We start from the raw sequence: 20,193 nt of genomic DNA on the forward strand, positions 1-20,193 counted from the left end.
CTACTCGGCCGTCGCCAGCAGGCTGGCGTTACCCCCCGCCGCCGTGGTGTCGATGCACAGATGGCGTTCCACCACGTAGCGTTCCGGTGAGATGGTCTGGGTCTCGAGCGGCACGATGGCACCGTCACGCTGGGCGAGCGCGAGGCGCAGCTCGCGGGTCCAGTCGCTGGCGCCGGCCGCAGCCACCGCCGCGATGCCCCTGACCTCGCTCAGCGTGTCGGCCGAGACGCTACCATCGAGCGCGGTGACGGGCGCCCCTGCCTTGATCAGCGGCCCCACGGACTGCTTCGCGCCCGGGGCGACGAGCACCGCCGCACAGCCCGCACCCAGCGCCTGCGCCGCCTGGGCGAGAGCGATATCCAGGGTCGGCCCGAGGCAGAGCACCGCTCCCTTCGGATACAGCGCCAGGCGGTTACTTTCCCCCGTCGGCCCCGGCAGGGTCTGCGGTGTCATGTCCAGGGCCGCGGTCTCGTTGAGGGCCTTGCGGGTCAGCCCGCCCTTGCCGGAGAGCGCCTTGCGCAGCACTTCGACCCGGTCGGGGCGCGCCGCCCAATTGCGCGCGTCCAGCCCATCGAGGGCCGACTGGAGATCGCCGAGCGTCACGGCATCCCCCTTCGGCGCATCGTGGCGTTCCACGGCGCCGGTGCGGCGGAAGCGGGTGACGTAGAGGGGGCCGCCCGCCTTGGGTCCGGTACCCGAGAGGCCCTCGCCCCCGAAGGGCTGGGAGCCGACGATGGCGCCGATCTGGTTGCGGTTGACGTAGATGTTGCCAACATGGAGTCTTTCGACGATCTGTTGCACCCGGTCGTCGATCCGGGTATGCAGGCCGAAGGTCAGCCCGTACCCCTTGTCATTGATGGCGTCGACTACCTTGTCGATGTCCCGCGCCTTGAAGGTGGCCACGTGCAGCACCGGGCCGAAGATCTCGCGTTCGAGATCCCCGATCCCCCCGACCTCGACCACGGCCGGGGTGACGAAGGTGCCAACGTCCGGCGCGGGCAGCTTCTTCAGCACCTTGCCGGCCTTTTCATGCGCCGCCACATAGTCGCTGATCTCGGCCTGGGCGTCGGCGTCGATCACCGGCGAAACGTCGGTGTCGGTATTCCAGGGATCGCCTATGGTGAGTGCATCCATGGCCCCGTCGAGCATGTTGAGCAGACGGTCGCGCGCCTCCTCCTGAACGTACAGCATCCTCAGCGCCGAGCAGCGCTGGCCGGCTGACTGGAAGGAGGAGATCAGGATGTCGCGCACCGCCTGCTCGGTCAGCGCCGTGGAGTCCACGATCATGGAGTTCAGGCCGCCGGTCTCGGCGATCAGCACCGCATCCGGTCCTGCGTTCTGCACCATGGCCTTGTGGATGATCTGTGCCACAGGGGTCGAGCCGGTGAAGCACACCCCGGCGATCCGCGGATCGCTGGTCAGCGGGCCGCCCACCGTCGGCCCGTCGCCGGGCAGCAGCTGGAGTGCCGCCTCGGGCAGGCCGGCCTCGCGCATCAGCTCGACGGCGCGGGCGGCGATCAGCGGCGTCTGCTCGGCGGGCTTGGCGAGCACCGCGTTGCCGGCCACCAGCGCCGCGGCGATCTGGCCTGTGGTGATGGCCAGCGGGAAGTTCCACGGGCTGATGCAGACGAAGATGCCGCGGGCGCTGCCGGGCTCCTCCGCCTCCAGCCGCTCGCCCTCGTTGGCGTAGTAGCGCAGGAAATCCACCGCCTCACGCACCTCGGCGATGCCATCGAACATCATCTTGCCGGCCTCGCGCGTGGTGATCACGGTCAGCTCGGCGATGTGCTCCTCGTAGAGATCGGCGGTGCGACGCAGCACCTCGGCTCTTTCGGCCGCCGGACGCGCCGACCAGTCGCGAAAGCCCTCCTCGGCGGCATCGAGGGCGGCTGCCACCTCGGCCGGGGTCGCCTCATGCACCTGGCCGACCACGCGCGAGCCGTCGGCGGGAGACAGGGCATCGCGGGCCGGTCCCTGGGGGGCCGGGTTCCCGGCAAGCATCGGCCCGGCGGTCCAGGTGGTGTCGGCGAACGCCTCGCGCGCCTTCAGCAGCGGCAGGATCGAGGCGGGCTCGTTGATCCGGTAGCCCCGGGAGTTCTTGCGATCAGGGGCGAAGAGCTCGCCGGGCTGGCGAATCGACGGGCTTGACATGGCGTCACCCAGGCACTGCATCTCGGCCACCGGGTCGCGAGCGACCTCGCTGGTGGGGATCGACTTGTCCACCACCTGGTTCACGAAGGAGGAGTTCGCGCCGTTCTCAAGCAGGCGCCGCACCAGGTAGGCCAGCAGGTCACGGTGCGCGCCGACCGGGGCGTAGATGCGGCAGTGTGTCCCCTCCGACTCCTTGACGATGTGGTGCAGCGATTCACCCATGCCGTGCAGGCGCTGGAACTCGAAGCTGTCCTTGTCGTTGCCGGCCATGGCGACGACGGCGGCGCAGGTATGGGCGTTGTGAGTCGCGAACTGCGGATAGATGCGGTCGCGCCGGTCAAGCAGCATCTGGGCGCAGGCCATGTAGCTGACATCGGTATTGACCTTACGGGTGAAGACCGGGAAGGTCTCGACCCCCATCTCCTGGGACAGCTTGATCTCGGTATCCCAGTAGGCACCCTTGACCAGCCGCACCATGATCCGACGGTCGAGTCGCTCGGCAAGCTCGTAGAGCGATTCGATCACCGGCGCGGCGCGGCGCCCGTAAGCCTGCACCACGACCCCGAAGCCGTCCCACCCGTCGAGGCTGGGGTCGGACATCAGCGCTTCGATCACGTCGAGGGACAGGTCCAGCCGGTCCTGCTCCTCGGCGTCGATGTTGAAGCCGATATTGGCCTTGGCCGCCTGCTGCACCAATTCCAGTGCGCGAGGCACGAGCTCCGCCATCACCGTGTCGCGGTGGGTATATTCATAGCGCGGATGCAGCGCCGAGAGCTTCACCGAGATGCCGGGGCTTCCACGCACGTCGCCCTTGGCCTGCTTGGCGATCGCGGTGATCGCCTTGGCGTAGGCCTCGTGGTAGCGGACGGCATCCTCGTCGGTGCGGGCCGCCTCACCCAGCATGTCGTAGGAGTAGGTGTAGCCCTGCTTCTCAAGCTCGCGGGCATTCTTCATGCCCTCCTCGATGGTCTGGCCGAGCACGAACTGGCGCCCAAGGATCTTCATCGAGCGGCCGACCGCGGTGCGCACCACCGGTTCGCCCATGCGGCGCACCAGGCCGCGCAGCGCCCGCGCCGGGCCCTTGGGGTCCTCTTCCAGCACCTTGCCGGTCAGCATCAGCGCCCAGGTCGAGGCGTTGACCATCGATGACGAGGACTTGCCCAGGTGCGCGCCCCAGTCGGACGGCTCGATCTTGTCGTGGATCAGATCGTCGATGGTTTCCGCATCGGGCACGCGCAGCAGCGCTTCTGCCAGGCACATCAGGCCGACGCCCTCGGCGGTCGAGAGCCCGTACTCGGCCAGGAAAGCCTCCATCATCGAGGGCGATTTTTCCTTGCGCACACGCTCCACGTAATTGGCGCCGACGGCGGCCACCTTGCGGCGGTCGTCCTCCGACAACTTGAGTCGTTCGACAAGCTCGTGCAGTACATCTGCCTCGGCGGCGGCATAGTTGGCGCGGATACGCGCGCGGGTCTCGCTTGCGTCACCCTGTAGATGAAGGTTGGCTTCGTTCATGTTCGATACCCTACGATTAGCGACTTAAAACGCATCTTCGATGCACAGGCTAAGATGCCGTCATCAGTTGAAAGGCATTCGACTAGAGTAGGCGTCCCGGCCGGAATTGCGCCCACTGTCCATTGACACTCAATCAACGGACGACGTGCAGGGCTCTGAGGGCGGGACTGAGCCGGACAGCGGACGGGGATGGCTGGCTCGACGTGGTACGACGTGGTCACGGAGTCGTGGCCACGGAAAAGCAAAAGGGCCTACGACAGTGTCGCAAGCCCTTGAATTCGTGGCGCGCCCAGCAGGATTCGAACCTGCGACCCCTGCCTTCGGAGGGCAGTACTCTATCCAGCTGAGCTATGGGCGCGCATTGCCCGGTGGTGGCACCAGGCGGTCAATATCCTAACCGCCACGCTAGCGCCTGTCCAGCGCGGGCCGGCCGCCGCTCCGAGCCGTCTCATGCCAATGGCGGGGGGCTCGGCATTTTCCTGCCGCCCGGGATGCCGGTATACTGAAGGTTACTAAATAAGGTACGCGTCACGGCATGCGCGTCACGGCGTAATCGCGCCGGCAACCCAGCCAGCGCCGCGAATAATTCAACAGGACCGTCAAGAGGTGGTGAGAGTGAAATCCAGCAAGCTGATCATGGGGTGCCTGACCACCCTGGGCCTGACCGCCGGCCTGGCTACCGCCCAGGCCAACGTCGACCGTGACGCCATCGCCGAGCGTCTCAAGCCGGCAGGCCAGCTCTGCCTGCAGGGCGAGGACTGCGGCACCGCGGCCTCTGCCGACGCCGCCCCGGCGGCGGCCAACGGAGGCGGTATCGACGGCGGCGACATCTACAACCGCGTCTGCATGGCCTGCCACGAGACCGGCGCCGCCGGTGCTCCGGTGCGCAGCGATGAGGATGCCTGGGCGGCCCGCATCGATCAGGGCTGGGATACCCTGCTCGACCACTCTATCAACGGCTTCAACGCCATGCCGGCCCGCGGAGGCAACCCCAACCTGTCGGATGACGAAGTCGCCGCGGCTACCGCTTACCTGATGGAACCGGTGATGGACGTGCCGGAACTGGGTGGCGGGGATGAGGCGCCCGTGGAGGAAGCTCCGGCCGAAGAGGCTGCTGCCGAGGAAGCGCCCGCCGCTGATGAGGCCCAAGCCGAGGCGCCAGCCGAGGAAGAGGCTACCGCTGATGAGGCTGCGGATGATGCCGCTGCCGAGGCAAGCGCCTCCGACGACGAGCCCTCCCACGCCGGCATCGATGGCGAGGCGATCTACAATCAGGCCTGCATGGCTTGCCACATGACCGGTGCCGCCGGCGCCCCAATCAAAGGGGATGCCGATGCCTGGGGCGCACGCCTGGAGCAGGGCATGGAGACCCTCTACGACCACTCCATCAACGGTTTCAATGCCATGCCGGCCAAGGGCGGCAACATGAGCCTCTCCGATGACGATGTGAAGGCCGCGGTGGACTTCATGGTCGAGGCGGTGGAGTAAGTCTTCCTGCCGGAAAAAAGAAGCGGGGCGCCTCAGGGCGCCCCGCTTGCGTCTGGGGTCCAGGGAGCCCTCAGCCGAGTAAAGAGCGCAGTCCGGCGATGGCGTCCTGGCCGCGGGCCTGCTTCTTCTCCGGATCCTCTCGGTCCGGCCGGCCTTCCCATTCCAGGTCCTCCCCGGGCAGCTCATCCAGGAAGCGGCTCGGCGCGCAGTCCATCAGCTCGCCAAAGGTCTTGCGCTGGCGCGACAGGGTCAGGGTGAGGGTCCGACGCGCCCGGGTGATGCCCACGTAGGCCAGGCGACGCTCCTCCTCTACCGTGCCGGCCTCGATGGCATTGCGATGGGGCAGCAGATCCTCCTCCAGCCCCATCAGGTAGACGTGGGGGAACTCGAGGCCCTTGGAGGCGTGCATGGTCAGCAGCTGCACCCGGTCGGAGTCATCCTCCTCGGCCTGCTGCTCCAGGATGTCGCGCAACACCAGCCGCGAGATGGCGGCCTGCACGTCGTCGGTCTCGGTCTCCACGGAGGCGAAGTTCTCGTCCGCCCTCTCCTCCGGGTCCGCCTGTATCGACTTCTCGAGCTGGTCGATCAGGATCCAGACGTTGGCCATGCGCCGCTCGGCGATGGTGGGCGCACTGGCGTTCTGGTAGAGCCAGGCCTCATAGTCCATCTCGCGCAGCATGTCGCGGATGGCGGCGATGGCGTCTCCGCCATCCATGCGCCGCCGGACCCCGTCGATAAAGTGGGTAAATCTTCCTAACCTCTCGACGGCTCTGATCGGCAGCTGCTGTTCGAGGCCAAGCTCGTGACAGGCGGCAAACAGCGAGATGCCGCGCCCGGTGACCGGGTCATTGGCATAGTTGGCGAGCTTCTCCAAGGTGCCGGGCCCGATCTCGCGGCGCGGCACATTGACGATGCGCAGGAAGGCGTTGTCGTCGGCGGGGTTGATCAGCAGCCGCAGGTAGGCCATGGCGTCCTTGATCTCGTTGCGAGAGAAGAAGGAGGTGCCGCCGGAGAGCTTGTAGGGAATCTGGTAATGCTGCAGTTTTAGCTCCAGCAGCCGGGCCTGGAAGTTGCCGCGGTAGAGCACGGCGAAGTCGCGCCACTCGGCCCGCTCCTTGATGCGCCGGGTGAGAATCTCGCTGGCCACCCGCTCCGCCTCGGCCTCTTCATGGCGGTTGACCACCACCCGGATCGGCGCCCCCTCCCCCATGTCCGACCACAGGGTCTTCTCGTAGACGTGGGGGTTATTCGCAATCAGGGTATTGGCGGCACGCAGGATGGTGCCGGTGGAGCGGTAGTTCTGCTCCAGTTTGACCACCTGAAGGCGTGGAAAATCCTCGCCCAGGGTCACCAGGTTCTCGGGGCGCGCGCCGCGCCAGGCGTAGATCGACTGGTCGTCGTCGCCCACCACGGTGAAGGTCTGACGTTCGCCCATCAGCAGCTGCACCAGCTGGTACTGGCTGACGTTGGTGTCCTGGTACTCGTCCACCAGCATGTAGTGGATGCGCTTGCGCCAACGGGCCAGGGCCTCGGGGTCGTCGCGCAGCAGGACCACCGGCAGCAGGATCAGGTCGTCGAAGTCCACCGCGTTGTAGGCCTTGAGGTGACGGTTGTAGGCCTCATAGACCCGGGCGGCGAACAGCTCATCATCCTCCGCGGCATGGGACATGGCCTGGGCCGGCAGCACCAGGTCGTTCTTCCACGCCGAGATCTGGTGCTGCACCGAGTTGATCGCCTCGGCATCCACCTGGGCGTCCTTCTGCATCAGGTCGCGCAGCAGCGCCTTGGCGTCCTCGGGGTCAAAGAGCGAGAAGCCCGGCCGGTAACCGAGCGACTTGAGCTCGCGGCGGATGATGTTGAGCCCCAGGGTATGGAAGGTGGAGACGGTCAGCCCGTGCCCCTCGCGCCCCTTGAGCATGGCGCCCACCCGCTCCTTCATCTCCCGAGCGGCCTTGTTGGTGAAGGTCACCGCGGCGATGCGCCGGGCGCTCATGCCGCAGGCCTGGACCAGGTAGGCGATCTTGGTGGTGATCACGCTGGTCTTGCCGGAGCCGGCGCCGGCCAGCACCAGGCAGGGGCCGTCGATGTAGCGCACCGCCTCCTGCTGGCGGGGGTTCAACGCGGCCAGGCGCTGCTGGATGGTGGTCGGAGGGGGGGAGGGATACGTCATTGGGCGGGCCTCGCGGGGGCCACCGTGGCCGCGCCGGCGAAGCCCAGCTGTCGCCAGGCCTCATAGACCAGCACCGAACAGGCGTTGGAGAGATTGAGGCTGCGGCTGCCCTCGCGCATCGGGATGCGTAGACGCTGGGTCTCGGGCAGCCCATCGAGCAACGCCTGGGGCAGGCCGCGGGTCTCGGGGCCGAATACCAGCGCGTCGCCCTCGCCATAGAACGGCTCATGGTAGCCGGTCCCCCCCCGGGTCGACACGGCGAAGACCCGCTCGGGTGCCGCCCCCTCGAGGTAAGCTTCCCAGTCGCGGTGAACCCGCACCGCCGCCCACTCGTGGTAGTCGAGCCCGGCGCGGCGCAGGCGCTTGTCGTCCAGCACGAAGCCCAGCGGCTCGATCAGGTGCAGGCGAAAGCCGGTATTGGCGCACAGCCGGATCAGATTGCCGGTGTTGGGGGGTATCTCGGGCTGGTAGAGGACGACATCGAGCATGGCAGGTTCCGGCGAAAGCCCTTGTGCAAGGCCCGAGTGTCACGCAGGCGGACCCCATGACGGGGCCCGCGATCATTGGCGGCGGTATGCGGCGAGAGCGCTCAGAAGCGCAGACGCACGCCGACCTGGGCGCCGCGATCCAGGGTGCGGGAGCCGCTGTCGTTGTCGAAGTCGGCACCCAGCTGACGCAGGCCCAGATAGCCATCCACGTTGGGCGCGAAGGCATAGCGGGCGCGTACGCCGACCTCGTAGCCGTCCTCCAGGTCGCGGCTGGAGACCACGCTGGGGGTATAGAAGCCATAGCCTCCCAGGGAGACCTCGGGCAGGTTGGGCAGATAGACATAGCCATAGCCACCCAGACCCAGGCCGCCGCCCTTGCCATGATCGGTGTCGTACTGGGTCCAGCGTGCGCCCACACCCACGTCACGATCACGGGTGTGGTCGGTGCCCATCAGCTGGGCGTGGAACACCGTAGCGTCCTCGCGATACTCGCTGTGCACCACCCCACCGCCCAGGCTGATGCCGTCGACCACCTCGCCGGTGGCCTCGAACTGCACCGCATCCGGCCCCAGGTTGAGGTCCAGGCTTGCGGCCTGGGCAATACCCGCAGTGCCCAGCAGGGCAAGACCGGCCAGCAGCGTCAGTGTCGATTTCATCTCGCTCTCCTTGCCTGTGCGATGAACTTGCCTTGTACGATATTTGTATAGCTTTACTGCAGTGTAGCGCAAGCGCCGTCATTCCGAGGGGGCGGCGCCATAGCGGGTGCGATAGTCGCGGATGGCAGCGGCGTGGAGGCGTAGCGCATCGCCGGCATGCTCTTCAAGATAGGCCAGGACCATGTCCAGCGTCACGATGCTGATCACCGGCATGGCGTAGCGCGCCTCCACTTCCTGGATCGCGCTCAGGGCCTTGCCTTCACCTTCAGCGCTACCGCGTTCCTGGCGATCCAGGGCGATCACCACCCCGACGGCGCGGGCATCGGCCGCCTCGATCAGCGCCATCACCTCACGGATGGCGGTGCCGGCGGTGATCACGTCGTCGATGATCAGAACACGACCGGCAAGCTCGGCACCGACGATGTTGCCGCCCTCTCCGTGGGCCTTGGCCTCCTTGCGGTTGAAGGCGTAGGGCAGGTCGCGGCCGTGGTGGTCGGCCAGCGCCACCGCCGCCGTGGTGGCCAGGGGAATCCCCTTGTAGGCGGGGCCGAAGAGCACATCGAAGGCGGGCGCACGGTCGACGATGGCGCGGGCATAGAAGCGGCCCAGACGCGCCAGGGCACCACCGGTGCGGAACAGCCCGGCGTTGAAGAAGTAGGGGCTGACCCGGCCCGATTTCAGGGTGAACTCGCCGAAGCGCAGCACCCCCTGGTCGATGGCGAACTCGATGAATTCACGCTGGTAGTCCTGCAGCGCAGGCGTGCCGGAGTGCTCCACGGGTGGCTCCTATCATCTTTATTGGCGCGGGCCCTTTACCCAAACGTCGAAACGTCGGGTATCATACACGCGCGACGGTAAAGGGACCACGTATGAAAATTGCCACGATCAATGTCAACGGCATCCGGGAGGCGGTCGGTCGAGGCTTTCTCGACTGGCTCGCCAACCAGGATGCCGATGTCGTCTGCGTCCAGAATCTCAAGGCCAAGAGCTTCGAGCTGGACGACAGCATCCTCTACCCGGAAGGCTACGAGGGCTACTTCCTCGACGCCGAGCAGGACGGCTTCTCCGGGGTGGGGCTCTACTGCCGGAAGATTCCCAAGGCGATCATGTACGGGCTGGGCTTCCCCCAGTGCGACCACGAGGCGCGCTTCCTGCAGGCCGATTATGACCGCTTCAGCATCGTCAGCTTCCTGATGCCCGACGGCAGCGACTTCGCCGCCAAGCAGGCCTTCATGGCCCAGTATCAGGAATACCTGAGCAAGATGGCCCGCAAGCGCCGCGAGTACATCATCTGCGGCACCTGGCACATCGCCCACAAGACCATCGACCTGGAGAACTGGGCCGACAACCAGGACACCCCCGGCTTCAAGCCCGAGGAGCGTGCCTGGATGGACCAGGTGTTCGGCCCCACCGGCTTCATCGATACCTTCCGCGAGATCAACCGCGACACCGGCGAGTACACCTGGTGGCCGAAGCTCGACCAGGAGGTGCCGCGCTCCCGCCAGGAGGGCTGGCGCATCGATTATCAGGTGGTCGGCCCCGACTTCCGCCGTCATGTGGTCGACGCCTGGATCGACTATGACGCCACCTTCTCGGAGTCAGCCCCGCTGATCGTCGAGTACGACCTGCCACTCTGAGTCACCGCCCTTCGTCGCCGTTCCGGCCCGCCGGAACGCATCACGCCGGCCATCATGGCCGGCGTGATGTTTTAGGGAATCTTGCCAGGCTGATCCGGCGACATCCGCTTCACGGCTTCACCGCTTATCGCGGAATGCCCAGCGACTCCCGCTGGTGGTCGAAAAGCTGCACGCCGGCGTTCTCGGCCAGCTCGAGCATGGCGTTGAGTTCGGCGCGGTTGAAGGTCCCCTTCTCGGCGGTGCCCTGCACCTCGATCAGGCTGCCGTCCTCGGCCATCACCACGTTCATGTCGGTGTCCGCCCCGCTGTCCTCGGGGTAATCCAGATCCACAACCGGCACCCCCTTGAACAGGCCCACCGACACCGAGCTGACCAACTGCTTGAAGGGGTCACCCTTGATCAGCTTGTTGCGCTGCAGGTAGCGGATGGCGTCCATCAGCGCCACGCAGCCGCCGGTAATGGAGGCGGTGCGGGTACCACCGTCGGCCTGGATCACGTCGCAATCCACGGTGATGGTGAACTCACCGAGCTTCTTCAGGTTCAGTGAAGCGCGCAGCGAACGGCCGATCAGGCGCTGGATCTCCAGGGTGCGGCCGCCCTGCTTGCCGTGGGCCGCCTCACGGCCGCTGCGGGTGTGGGTGGCGCGGGGCAGCATGCCGTACTCGGCGGTCACCCAGCCCTGGCCCTTGCCGCGCAGGAAGCGCGGCACGCCAGGCTCCACGCTGGCGTTGCACAGCACCCTGGTATCGCCGAACTCCACCAGCACCGAACCCTCGGCATGGCGGGTGTAATCGCGGGTCAGGCGAATCTCGCGGGACTGGTCGGGCGCACGGCCGCTGGGGCGTCGAAACGGACTGGACATATTACCTCATCTGGGTCGGGTAGGGTCTGAAACGCACAGGAATCACGGTTGGCGGCCATTCTACACCCTTGGGGCAGCCCTGCCGGCGAATCGGGTACACTGCGCCACGTCCGACAGTTCATCCGCGTCACCCCGGGAGCCTTCGCCATGGTGCACAGCATGACCGCCTTCGCCCGCCAGGAGCACGCCGCCGACTGGGGCAGCCTGCAGCTCGAGCTGCGCTCGGTGAACCAGCGCTACCTGGAGCCCCACCTCCGCCTGCCCGAGAGCCTGCGCGACCTGGAGCCGGCCTTCCGCGAGGCGCTGCGCCAGCAGCTGGCCCGCGGCAAGGTCGAGTGCACCCTGCGCTTCGAGGCCGCCGGTGCGGCCGAGGGGCTCAGCGTGAACCCGGCGCGGCTGGCCGAGCTGGCCCGCGTCCTGGATGAGGTGCGCCAGGCCGTGACCGACACTCGCACACCCGATGCCCTGGCGCTGCTCGACTACCCCGGCGTGCTGGAGAGCCGCGGGCCGGACCCGGAGAGCGTCAAGGCCGCCGCCCTCGCCCTCTTCCAGGCCGCGCTGGATGACCTGGTGGCCGGCCGCGCCCGGGAGGGCGAGAAGCTCGCCGAGCTGATCCGCGAGCGGCTCGTCGCCATCAACGCCCAGGTGGCCGAGGTGCGCACGCTGATGCCGCAGATCCTGGAGCGCCAGCGCAGCCTGCTGCTGGAGCGCCTGGAAACGGTGCGTGCAGAGCTCGACCCCCAGCGCCTGGAGGCCGAGCTGGCCCTGCTGGCCCAGAAAGCCGACGTGGACGAGGAGCTGGATCGCCTGGCCACCCATGTCGCCGAGGTAGAGCGCCAGCTCACGCAGCAGGGGCCGGTAGGACGCCGCCTGGACTTCCTGATGCAGGAGCTCAACCGCGAGGCCAACACCCTCTCCTCGAAGTCGGTGGTGGCCAGCACCACCCGCTGCGCGGTGGAGCTCAAGGTGCTGATCGAACAGATGCGCGAGCAGATCCAGAACATCGAGTGAGGTCCACGCTCATCCACAAAAATCCATAACTCTATATTTCTAAAGCAAAATAATGCATCCATTGTCTACGGTCGTCTACGAAGATCTCGCTTAAGCCCGCGCCAAATGGGGAGTACAATGGGGAGTACACTGAGGTACTCCCCACAAAAAGGTGAAATTCACCCATGGGTACTCCCCACTTCAAACGCTCATTCCCGGGCATGGCCATCCTTTCCAGTAACAGCCCTCCCCTGCAAGCCAGGCGCCAAAGACTGTCTAATCATGTAGTTGATGAGCGATACCCGACCTTGGCCGCCAAGAACTCAAACATTCGTTTCAAATTTTTGATGGCACTTGCCAGGAGGAGATGATGGGGAATTTCACAACCAAAAAGGTCCAGTCCCTGATCAAAAACGGTGAGCCTGGCCGCTACAGCGATGGAAGCGGCCTGTACCTGATGATCCCCAAAAAGGGCACTCCCTACTGGATGCATCGGTACACGCTCGCTGGTAAGCGCCGTGAGCTGACGCTGGACAAGTGCGGTGACCTTTCCTTGGCTAATGCCCGCCTGAAGGCTGCAGAGACCCAGAAAGCCATCCGCGACGGCGTCGACCCCGTAGAGGAACGCAGGCGAGAAGAGCAGATCCTGATCCACACCGTCAGGGAACTGTTCGACGACTGGTACCACGACCTGGAGAAGCGACTGAAGCATCCCCGCATCCCCAAGCGCATCTTCGAAAAGGAGGTCGCCCCGTCCATTGGGCACCAGGCCTTAGAGAAGGTCACCCCCATGGACGTGCGCGGCATCATCCGCAAGGTTGCCAGCAGCGGGCGTCCGGCCATCGCCAACGACACCCTGATGTACCTGAAGCAGCTGTTCAATCACGCCATCAAGCTGGGGCTACTCACCTACAACCCGGCAGCAGCCTTCAGCGTCAACGATGCCGGCGGCATCGAGAAAAGCCGTGACCGCGCCCTCACCGTCGATGAGATCCACCATGTCTTTCAAATCTTCAGGGACAACCGGGAGAGCTTCACCCGCGACAACTACCTCGCCTGTGCCCTGCTGCTCGTCCTGGGGGTGCGCAAGACCGAGCTGACCGAGGCCCAGTGGTCAGAATTTGACCTGAAGGGTAAGCGATGGAACCTCTCCGGTGGGCGAAGCAAGACAGGCCGGGGTATCGCCATTCCCCTGCCTCCACAAGCTGTCAGCTGGCTGGAAGAACTCAAGATCCGCGCTTGTGGCTCACCCTACGTCTTTCCCAGCCGCCGCAGCAGCAAACGGCCCCACATGGGCAAGGACACCCTGAATCGCGCTATTGCCAAGCTGTTCGGCAAGGAACCCGGAAAGAAGCAACAGCCAGAGAACAGGATGGGCGACATCGCCGAGTTCACAGTGCATGACCTGCGCCGCACTTGCCGCAGCTTGCTAGCTGCCGCTGGCGTCCCGGGCCATGTCGCCGAGCGCTGCCTGAATCACAAGCTCAGGGGCATCGAGGGCGTCTACGACCGCCATGACTACTTCGAGGAGCGGACAGAGGCCCTTGCCAAGGTTGCAGCCTTGGTTGGGCCTGACATCAACGGTTTACCAAAGGCACGCTCAAAAAACGATGCCAGAACTGCGATAGCATAAGCGCGCATCCCCAGGGGGGCAGGGACCAAGCTACATTCCCAGCTTTATCGTATTTTCAATATATTAATAGGAACATGTTGGCATTTTGTTCCGAGACTCATGTGGAGTCCCAGTGAAGCGCCATAACGCATTTGTGTAACCGCACACCGCGCTCTGAATTACCTCGCGCTAGCTTTGACAGCTGCGTAGCTTGCGAAACGCCACAGTTGAAGCTCGAAATGGTCAGCTCGATTATAGCTGCGGCGTTCTGAGCGTTGAGGTGACAAGGATCAAGAGATACGTTACGTGGCCACAGGCCCAGCATGGCGCCCAACAACCTATAGATATGGAAGAGCTTGGGGATTTCCAACGCTCCTTGTACGTGAATCAGGGCCGGCCGTCGCCACCGGTCTCACGCTCTCGACGCTGGCGGATTTCTTTCTCAATAGCCGTGACATGCTTCCTGCTGAGTATCCTTGGCAGCTGGAAGGAGTGAAAAATACCCAGTGTGGCGAAGAAGAGCAGGCTGTGCTCAGTCCAACGCTGAGCCCATACGGGCCAGGTCGAAGAGATGCTCGTGAAAAAAGCTAGCACCAGCACCGCCAGATAGATGTAGAAGGTCACACTATGCCTGAGAAGCTCCCGTCGAACCTCCGCCAAGTAGTAGGTATCCTGGCGCCAATTTCGGCCACGAAGCACTCTATCGTTGGCGACGATAGCCATCACTGCAGCCAGAAAGCCGGCGAGAATCGAAAACACCGTGACAAGTACCGAGGTGGCATCCTCGCTACGATGATACCAAGGTTGCAGCAACCAGCCCGTCAGCAAGGCGATTGCCACGCTGGTTAACTCGGTGGCGACCTTTCGCCCGCTCACCTTGGGACCATCGTTCATCGCTGCCATGCACCTCTTTGCCTCAGCTCTACTCGGAACTCCTTAAGCGCGTCCCAGACCTCGTAGACGTCCAGGTCATTCTGCAGTTCTTTCCTACGCAAGCGTACCTTCTTCTTCAGAACTACATCGCCAGTGCGAATGGTGTTGCCCGATCGAGTCAGGATGACAACCTCGGAGTCATCAGGGATTTCGTCGACCATCTCGAGTCCGGCGCTGTCAAGTGACGAATGAACTACTGGTTCGGCACGCGTACCGCCAGCCGGCATAATCGTAGTCGTGACGTTGATACTTCCCCAGTGAGCAGCGAGCGCCTCACGCTCTTGCTCATCTTCGACTTCCTCGGCCAGATAGTCCTGGCAGCGCTTGCGGAAACGTCTGAACAGCTCCGTAAAACCTCCAGGGTCTTGGCCTTCCAAATCCTGAGTCGCGGCGAACAGCGTGCCCTTGAGAGTGATCTCCTTTACCCCCTCTTGCTCCAGTGTTCTCCGTTTCTCCTGATTGGAAGCGGGCAAAAGCTCGAAGGCTGATGCAGCAGGTGAAAGATTGGCCCGATCAAATAGTCCTCGCAAGTAGCGCTCTACCGAGCCGTATCCACGCATACCACCGTCAGTACAGACCAGAAGCTCTTGGTGCTCGATGAGCAAGAAGGCGTCTGCCAGTTTGAACGCCCTGTCTTCAGGCGGTGCCTCTGGAAGGTCGTCGTCATGGTCAGCAGCCACATCCGTACCAAACGTTCCCATTCGCTCATCTGGCGCGCCAGCTCCTATAGCGAGCAGCAAGGGGCGCTCCGGATTTTCATGGTCGGGGTGCCGCTGCCTGACGCCCACCACGCCCAGGCTACTGATGCCCACCTTGGTATCTCCAACGCTGGGCAGTACACGCAAAGCTTGCCTAACCAGCTCCGTGAAATTCTCAGGCGGGGCGTTTTCCTGGTTATATACAGCACGCACATAGTGAAGAGTTTTGGTGGCAGGTCGTCTTCGCATTGGATGTTCCCTATCGCATGAGTGGAGCAATGAGACGTCTACAGCCTATCCGCTTGACCAATGTCGCAGCCAGAAGAAATCTAACGGGGGGCTAACCCGTCTTACAGCCCAATAACAGCCCTCTTGCATTGCCTGGCACTCTTTGCCGCTCACGGAAGCTTACTGAAGGACGGTGAGAATCTCAGATCAGCGTCTCTCCCAGGTCGTCAGAAAGTAAGCAGGCGGTTTCCACTCTCACCAGGGTGGCAATTCTGGTGTAGCTCGACAGAGGTCGGATTGGGTCGGGACGGGGCGGGATACCATCGCCTTACCAGAGCAGACAGTACCAAGAGGGATGGAAATGTGGTGGAAAGTGGCGATTACAAAAACTTTAAGAACTATATCACTCCTGTGAGCCGAGTCCTCCCCGGGCTTGTTTCACCGCCACAGGAGACGTCACATGCCCCCACCCTGCTCGCGCTGTGTCTCGCAGCGCGTGATCAACCTCGAGACCGCCCGCAAGTTGGGGACAGCCGCCGGTGCGCTGGCAGGCTCCCTCAAGGGCGCCTATTCATCGCTCTACTCTCCCAGCCGGCTGCTGGCCTCCTCGGCTCAGTTCCCCCTTAGTCGCATTGCCGCCGCCGTGATCGCGGCCGCGTCAGGCGGTATCGCGGGGGCAGCTGCCGGACACCAGATGATCCAGCACCTATTTCCCCCCGGTGAGGGCACCCCCTGGCTGTGCCTGGGCTGTGGCAATAGCTTCCGCATTCTCGATTGATCCGTTCACACCCTTTTCCCTACCCGCCGGCGATTTGCCGGCTTTTTTTCGTCAAGGAGCTTTCCCATGGCACATCTCATTGAGCAAATGGCCTACGTCGGCGATACCCCCTGGCACGGCCTGGGACAGCAGCTCTCCCGTCATCAACCGCTGGAGGTCTGGCGGCAGCAGGCGGGTATGGACTGGCACATCGAAGCATCCCCGGTGCGCTTCATCGCCGATGGCGCCGGGCACCTCGGCAGTATTCATTCCTTCCCGGAGCAGAAGGTGCTCTACCGCTCGGATACCCGGGCACCGCTGTCGGTGGTCTCGCAGCGCTACAAGGTGGTGCAGCCCGAGGAGGTGCTGGAGTTCTACCGTGACCTGACCGAGTACGCCGGCTATGAGCTGGAGACCGCGGGCGTCCTCAAGGGCGGCCGCAAGTTCTGGGCCTTGGCCCGCAGCGGCCTGGGTACCGCGCTGAAGGGGCAGGATCAGGTCAACGCCTACCTGCTGCTGGCGACGTCCTGTGACGGTTCGCTGGCGACGGTGGCGACGCCCACCTCGGTCCGGGTGGTCTGCAACAACACTCTGACCATCGCCGTGGATGGCATGAGCCAGGGCGTGAAGGTGCCGCACAGCACCGAGTTCCGCCCGCAGTTGGTTAAGCAGCAGCTGGGCATCTCGGTCTCCCTGCGTATTCCGGCGAACGTGACCGCTCATTCCGGCGATCGTGACCGAGTTGCTCACCGCTCTCTCGCTGGCTCTGGTTTTGTAAGCTGACCGGTCACGATGGGTCAACTGCTGCCGCTTGCGGTGCGGCGTTCTTTCGCATCGATTCTCCTCTGAGTGTCAGTCGATGGGCGCTGTGCAGCAGCCGATCCAGGATGGCGTCGGCCACCGTCGCCGCACCGATGTAATCGTGCCAGTGCTCGATGGGCAGTTGGCTGGCGATCAGCGTCGAGCTCCGGCCGTGCCGGTCCTCAATCACTTCCATCAGGTCCTGCCGTTGCGGTGCGGTCATCTTCTGCATCCCCCAGTCGTCAAGGATCAGCAGGTCGGTCTTCTGTAGCTGGCCCATCAGCCGGGCGTAAGAGCCGTCTCCCTGGGCAATGCGCAGCTGCTCGAACAAGCGCGGCACCCGCAGGTAGCGCACCGAATAGCCCTGCCGGCAGGCCTGGTTACCCAGCGCGCAGGCCAGCCAGGTCTTGCCGCACCCGGTGGGACCGGTGATACATAGGTTGAGCGCTTGTCCGATCCACTCGCCGGTCGCCAGCGGTGCCATACGGCCCCGCTCCAGGCCGCGTGGATGGCGGTAGTCGATGTCCTCGACGCAGGCCGTCACCCGCAGCTTGGCAGCCTTCAGCAGCCGGTCGAGGCGGCGGTTGTCGCGGTGCAGGACCTCGCGGTCGAGCAGCATGCCCAGGCGGTCCTCGAACGGCAGGTCGTAGGTATCCGGCTGGGTGAGCTGGTGAGCCAGGGCGTCATGCATGCCGGTCAGCTTCAGATGGCGCAGGGTGTCGAGCAGGGGCTGGGTCATCATGGGTCGTATCCTCCCGTCAGTGGTAGTACTCGGCACCGCGCACGTTGGTGTGGGGCGGCAGGTCGTCAGGCGTCTCGGGCAGTCGCACCTGCGGCTGCCGATCCAGCCCCTGCTTGAGGATCGAGGCCACGCTGGCGTAGCGGGTCGTGGGGATTGCCAGGGCATGCGCACAGGCCTGCTCCAGGCGGTCCTTGCCGTAGCGGCGGCTGAGCTGCAGCAGCCCCAGGCAGGCGCGGTAGCCATGCTCAGGATGAGGGCGGTCCTGCAGCTGCCGTTGGGTCATTTCCAGCGTGGCGACGCCGATGTCTTTCGCCCATTCCAGGAAGCGTCCCGGCGACCAGTCGCGATGGGCCCGATGCCGCTTGGGCATGTGCTCGGCCAGCGTCGAGAAGCGCCCCGGCGCGTGGCGCGGATGCGCTGCCACTCGATGACCCTTGTGGAACACCTCGACCACGACGTGGGTCAGGCGCACCTCCAGCACCTGGCCCACCAGGCTGTGGGGGACGCTGTACAGGCGCTTGTCGATGTCGAGGTGGTAGTCGATGCCGGGCCTGGCCTTGCGCCACTCGGCGAACTCGTAGGGTGTCTCCGGCAGGGGGCGGAGTACTGGTCGGTCGATGGCTTCAAACAGGTCGCACCGGCTCTCCTCGCGGCCCTGGAAGGGCCGTCGGTTGAGGTCGTCGAGCAGTTCGGCGATGGCCTGGTTCAGCATGACCAGGGTGAAGAAGGTGTGGTGGCGCAGGCGCGCCAGGATCCAGCGCTCCACCAGCAGCACGGCAGCTTCTGCCTTGGCCTTATCCTTCGGTTTGTAAGGCCGCGCTGGCAGCACCGCGACCTGGTAGTGCTGCGCCATCTCGGCGTAGGTCGTGTTGAGCTGGCTCTCGTAGCGGCAGGCCCGCGTGACAGCGCTCTTCAGGTTATCCGGGATAAGCAGTTCGGGGACCCCGCCCAGGAACTGGAAGGCACGCTGGTGGGAGCCGATCCAGTCGGGCAGCGCCTGGCTCCAGGTCGCCTCGGCGTAGGTGTAGCTGGACGCTCCCAACACGGCCACGAACACCTGAGCGTTACGCACCTCGCCGGTGGCCTGGTTGATGATGGGTACGGTGGGGCCGCAGTAGTCGATGAACAGCTTCTCGCCGGCGCGGTGGACCTGGCGCATGCTGCGCCGCTGACGGCCACGCCAGGCCCGGTAGTGATGGCAGAACTGGCTGTAGCGGTGCGCCTTGTCGCCGCGGGCCTCCACGTACTCCGCCCAGAGCAGCTGCAGGGTCACGCCCTTGCGCTTGAGCGCCTGGTGGACCTGGAAGTAGTCCGGCGCCGAGAAGCGCACCGGCGGCGTTTTGGCCGGGAACAGTCGCGCCTCCAACGCCGTCTCGTCGGTGCCGTCCGGCAGCGGCCACGTGATGCCGGCGACCTGCGCCAGGCTGACGTACTTGCTGACAACGCCCTTGGAGAGGCCACAGGCCCGCGCAATCTTCTCGTGGCTGAGTCCGGCGTCGTACTTGAGGCGCAACACCTCGGTGATGGTTCGCATGGGAATCCTCGGTGCTGGCATCGTCCCCTCCGGGGCCAAAGGCAAAAGGAGGGGTATGCCGTAAAAGTCCGAATCATTCCAGCGAGTTAGATGAGATTCCGGGATCGTGACCGATGATTCCGGCAACGTGACCGCAGATTCCGGGGAAGACGCCGAAATCGGTCACGATGAAACGGAATGGCCAGTCACGATGGTCCGGAATAGTCGGTCACGATAGATCGGAACGGTCGGTCACGATGGCGCGGAATACGCACTCCCAGTGGGACGACTTCATGTATCGGATGAAGACGCTGGCGGAGCGCAAGGTGAGCCAGGGGGAAGTGAAGAGCTATTTCCAGTCGGTGATCTGCAATGCCGAGGAGCCGCTGGAGGATCCCTCCAAGCTGCCCCATTACCGGGCGCTGAATCGCGTCCAGAAGCTCTACCACGGCGAAGGGCGGGGTTCTCAGCTGTGCACCGCGCAGGGCACCGCCTGGGGCCTGCTCAATGCCATCACCGAGTACGTGGACCACGAGAAGCGCGCCCGCAGCAACGACTACCGCATGGACTCCGCCTGGTTTGGCCAGGGGGCCAGCCTCAAGGACAAGGCCCTGGAGTCGGCCATGGCGCTGGTGGCCTGATAGGCATCTGTCGTGGTGGCGCGTTAACTATCCCCCCCCCCAACACACTCACTTATCCTTTCCACGGCATAGCGCCCGGCCCCGACAAGGCCGGGCGTTGTCGTTTCTGGAGGCAGTCATGCAACCGCCCATGACATTCGAGATCTGCCGCGCCCTGACCCAGCTGACTCGAGAGCTGCTGAAGGCCGGCGAGCAACACGCCCAGACCCACGTGCTGGCCCAAGGCCACGTCTATCGCGTGGACGTGTCGCTGGAGCCGGTCCCTGCCGACCAGCTGCAGGACGTCATCAACCGCTATCGCTAAGGAGAGA

18 protein-coding genes and 1 tRNA gene are annotated in these 20,193 nt (G+C 64.7%); 8 read left to right on the forward strand and 11 right to left on the reverse strand.

Going from position 1 to position 20,193, the window contains the following annotated elements:
• Together putA and ACR80S_RS14395 are read right to left on the reverse strand one after the other, a co-directional pair.
• Entirely contained in the window at window positions 1–3,666 is a 3,666-nt protein-coding gene (gene putA / locus ACR80S_RS14390) for a bifunctional proline dehydrogenase/L-glutamate gamma-semialdehyde dehydrogenase PutA (RefSeq protein ID WP_435403618.1), read from the reverse strand.
• 281 nt (window positions 3,667–3,947) lie between these two features.
• Window positions 3,948–4,024: transfer RNA gene (locus tag ACR80S_RS14395), tRNA-Arg, on the reverse strand.
• Window positions 4,025–4,281: 257 nt separating this feature from the next.
• Between ACR80S_RS14395 and ACR80S_RS14400 the strand changes: the two genes are divergently transcribed.
• Window positions 4,282–5,154, forward strand: a complete 873-nt coding sequence (locus ACR80S_RS14400; RefSeq protein WP_435403619.1) for a c-type cytochrome — start codon at window positions 4,282–4,284, stop codon at window positions 5,152–5,154.
• Window positions 5,155–5,224: 70 nt separating this feature from the next.
• Here the strand turns inward: ACR80S_RS14400 and rep are convergent, their stop codons facing one another.
• From rep to pyrE, 4 genes are all read right to left on the reverse strand, one after another.
• Window positions 5,225–7,324, reverse strand: coding sequence for a DNA helicase Rep (gene rep / locus ACR80S_RS14405; protein ID WP_435403620.1), 2,100 nt, complete (start codon window positions 7,322–7,324; stop codon window positions 5,225–5,227).
• Window positions 7,321–7,812, reverse strand: coding sequence for a tRNA (uridine(34)/cytosine(34)/5-carboxymethylaminomethyluridine(34)-2'-O)-methyltransferase TrmL (gene trmL, locus ACR80S_RS14410; RefSeq protein WP_435403621.1), 492 nt, complete (start codon window positions 7,810–7,812; stop codon window positions 7,321–7,323). The genes rep and trmL overlap by 4 nt, the downstream gene beginning before the upstream one ends.
• A 101-nt stretch (window positions 7,813–7,913) precedes the next feature.
• The gene (locus tag ACR80S_RS14415; protein WP_435401557.1) at window positions 7,914–8,468 is read right to left on the reverse strand and encodes a YfaZ family outer membrane protein; all 555 of its coding nucleotides are present in this window, start codon (window positions 8,466–8,468) and stop codon (window positions 7,914–7,916) included.
• A 78-nt stretch (window positions 8,469–8,546) separates the two neighbouring features.
• On the reverse strand, window positions 8,547–9,245 hold the full coding sequence (pyrE, locus tag ACR80S_RS14420) for an orotate phosphoribosyltransferase (protein WP_435401558.1): 699 nt from the start codon (window positions 9,243–9,245) through the stop codon (window positions 8,547–8,549).
• 92 nt (window positions 9,246–9,337) lie between these two features.
• Here pyrE and ACR80S_RS14425 point away from each other — a divergent pair, with 92 nt between their 5' ends.
• Window positions 9,338–10,105 carry an exodeoxyribonuclease III gene (locus ACR80S_RS14425; RefSeq protein ID WP_435401559.1) on the forward strand — a complete coding sequence of 256 codons (768 nt, stop codon included), beginning with the start codon at window positions 9,338–9,340 and terminating at the stop codon, window positions 10,103–10,105.
• Between the two features lie 124 nt (window positions 10,106–10,229).
• On the opposite strand, the gene rph is transcribed toward ACR80S_RS14425, so the two are convergent.
• The gene (gene rph / locus ACR80S_RS14430) at window positions 10,230–10,967 is read right to left on the reverse strand and encodes a ribonuclease PH (RefSeq protein WP_435401560.1); all 738 of its coding nucleotides are present in this window, start codon (window positions 10,965–10,967) and stop codon (window positions 10,230–10,232) included.
• A 147-nt stretch (window positions 10,968–11,114) separates the two neighbouring features.
• Between rph and ACR80S_RS14435 the strand changes: the two genes are divergently transcribed.
• Both ACR80S_RS14435 and ACR80S_RS14440 read left to right on the forward strand, forming a co-directional pair.
• Window positions 11,115–11,978, forward strand: a complete 864-nt coding sequence (locus ACR80S_RS14435; RefSeq protein ID WP_435403622.1) for a YicC/YloC family endoribonuclease — start codon at window positions 11,115–11,117, stop codon at window positions 11,976–11,978.
• Window positions 11,979–12,327: 349 nt separating this feature from the next.
• Window positions 12,328–13,590, forward strand: a complete 1,263-nt coding sequence (locus ACR80S_RS14440) for a tyrosine-type recombinase/integrase (protein WP_435403623.1) — start codon at window positions 12,328–12,330, stop codon at window positions 13,588–13,590.
• 366 nt (window positions 13,591–13,956) lie between these two features.
• Here the strand turns inward: ACR80S_RS14440 and ACR80S_RS14445 are convergent, their stop codons facing one another.
• Window positions 13,957–14,472: a hypothetical protein gene (locus ACR80S_RS14445; protein ID WP_435403624.1), complete on the reverse strand. Its 516-nt coding sequence runs from the start codon at window positions 14,470–14,472 to the stop codon at window positions 13,957–13,959.
• Window positions 14,460–15,449 (reverse strand): hypothetical protein, encoded by a 990-nt coding sequence (locus tag ACR80S_RS14450; protein ID WP_435403625.1) that lies wholly within the window; start codon window positions 15,447–15,449, stop codon window positions 14,460–14,462. The genes ACR80S_RS14445 and ACR80S_RS14450 overlap by 13 nt, the downstream gene beginning before the upstream one ends.
• 439 nt (window positions 15,450–15,888) lie before the next feature.
• On the opposite strand from ACR80S_RS14450, the gene ACR80S_RS14455 reads away from it, so the two are divergent.
• Entirely contained in the window at window positions 15,889–16,206 is a 318-nt protein-coding gene (locus ACR80S_RS14455; protein ID WP_435403626.1) for a hypothetical protein, read from the forward strand.
• Window positions 16,207–16,272: 66 nt separating this feature from the next.
• Window positions 16,273–16,968 (forward strand): DUF932 domain-containing protein, encoded by a 696-nt coding sequence (locus ACR80S_RS14460; protein ID WP_435403627.1) that lies wholly within the window; start codon window positions 16,273–16,275, stop codon window positions 16,966–16,968.
• Window positions 16,969–16,972: 4 nt separating this feature from the next.
• On the opposite strand, the gene istB is transcribed toward ACR80S_RS14460, so the two are convergent.
• Window positions 16,973–17,728, reverse strand: a complete 756-nt coding sequence (gene istB / locus ACR80S_RS14465; protein ID WP_435403628.1) for an IS21-like element helper ATPase IstB — start codon at window positions 17,726–17,728, stop codon at window positions 16,973–16,975.
• 16 nt (window positions 17,729–17,744) lie between these two features.
• The gene (gene istA / locus ACR80S_RS14470) at window positions 17,745–19,283 is read right to left on the reverse strand and encodes an IS21 family transposase (RefSeq protein WP_435403629.1); all 1,539 of its coding nucleotides are present in this window, start codon (window positions 19,281–19,283) and stop codon (window positions 17,745–17,747) included.
• Window positions 19,284–19,498: 215 nt separating this feature from the next.
• On the opposite strand from istA, the gene ACR80S_RS14475 reads away from it, so the two are divergent.
• Together ACR80S_RS14475 and ACR80S_RS14480 are read left to right on the forward strand one after the other, a co-directional pair.
• The gene (locus ACR80S_RS14475; RefSeq protein WP_435403630.1) at window positions 19,499–19,882 is read left to right on the forward strand and encodes a DUF932 domain-containing protein; all 384 of its coding nucleotides are present in this window, start codon (window positions 19,499–19,501) and stop codon (window positions 19,880–19,882) included.
• Window positions 19,883–20,000: 118 nt separating this feature from the next.
• Complete coding sequence (locus ACR80S_RS14480) at window positions 20,001–20,186, forward strand: hypothetical protein (RefSeq protein ID WP_435403631.1); 186 nt, start codon at window positions 20,001–20,003, stop codon at window positions 20,184–20,186.
• Window positions 20,187–20,193: the final 7 nt, after the last annotated feature.

It is taken from the genome of Halomonas salsilacus (assembly GCF_051216275.1).
Taxonomy (GTDB): Bacteria; Pseudomonadota; Gammaproteobacteria; order Pseudomonadales; family Halomonadaceae; genus Halomonas.

Coding starts and splice junctions, on each gene's coding strand:
- putA (WP_435403618.1), bottom strand. CDS start 3,666: ATGAACGAAGCCAACCTTCATCTACAGGGTGACGCAAGCGAGACCCGC.
- rep (WP_435403620.1), bottom strand. CDS start 7,324: ATGACGTATCCCTCCCCCCCTCCGACCACCATCCAGCAGCGCCTGGCC.
- trmL (WP_435403621.1), bottom strand. CDS start 7,812: ATGCTCGATGTCGTCCTCTACCAGCCCGAGATACCCCCCAACACCGGC.
- ACR80S_RS14415 (WP_435401557.1), bottom strand. CDS start 8,468: ATGAAATCGACACTGACGCTGCTGGCCGGTCTTGCCCTGCTGGGCACT.
- ACR80S_RS14425 (WP_435401559.1), top strand. CDS start 9,338: ATGAAAATTGCCACGATCAATGTCAACGGCATCCGGGAGGCGGTCGGT.
- rph (WP_435401560.1), bottom strand. CDS start 10,967: ATGTCCAGTCCGTTTCGACGCCCCAGCGGCCGTGCGCCCGACCAGTCC.
- ACR80S_RS14435 (WP_435403622.1), top strand. CDS start 11,115: ATGGTGCACAGCATGACCGCCTTCGCCCGCCAGGAGCACGCCGCCGAC.
- ACR80S_RS14440 (WP_435403623.1), top strand. CDS start 12,328: ATGGGGAATTTCACAACCAAAAAGGTCCAGTCCCTGATCAAAAACGGT.
- ACR80S_RS14445 (WP_435403624.1), bottom strand. CDS start 14,472: ATGGCAGCGATGAACGATGGTCCCAAGGTGAGCGGGCGAAAGGTCGCC.
- ACR80S_RS14450 (WP_435403625.1), bottom strand. CDS start 15,449: ATGCGAAGACGACCTGCCACCAAAACTCTTCACTATGTGCGTGCTGTA.
- ACR80S_RS14455 (WP_435403626.1), top strand. CDS start 15,889: ATGCCCCCACCCTGCTCGCGCTGTGTCTCGCAGCGCGTGATCAACCTC.
- ACR80S_RS14460 (WP_435403627.1), top strand. CDS start 16,273: ATGGCACATCTCATTGAGCAAATGGCCTACGTCGGCGATACCCCCTGG.
- istB (WP_435403628.1), bottom strand. CDS start 17,728: ATGATGACCCAGCCCCTGCTCGACACCCTGCGCCATCTGAAGCTGACC.
- istA (WP_435403629.1), bottom strand. CDS start 19,283: ATGCCAGCACCGAGGATTCCCATGCGAACCATCACCGAGGTGTTGCGC.
- ACR80S_RS14475 (WP_435403630.1), top strand. CDS start 19,499: ATGGCGCGGAATACGCACTCCCAGTGGGACGACTTCATGTATCGGATG.
- ACR80S_RS14480 (WP_435403631.1), top strand. CDS start 20,001: ATGCAACCGCCCATGACATTCGAGATCTGCCGCGCCCTGACCCAGCTG.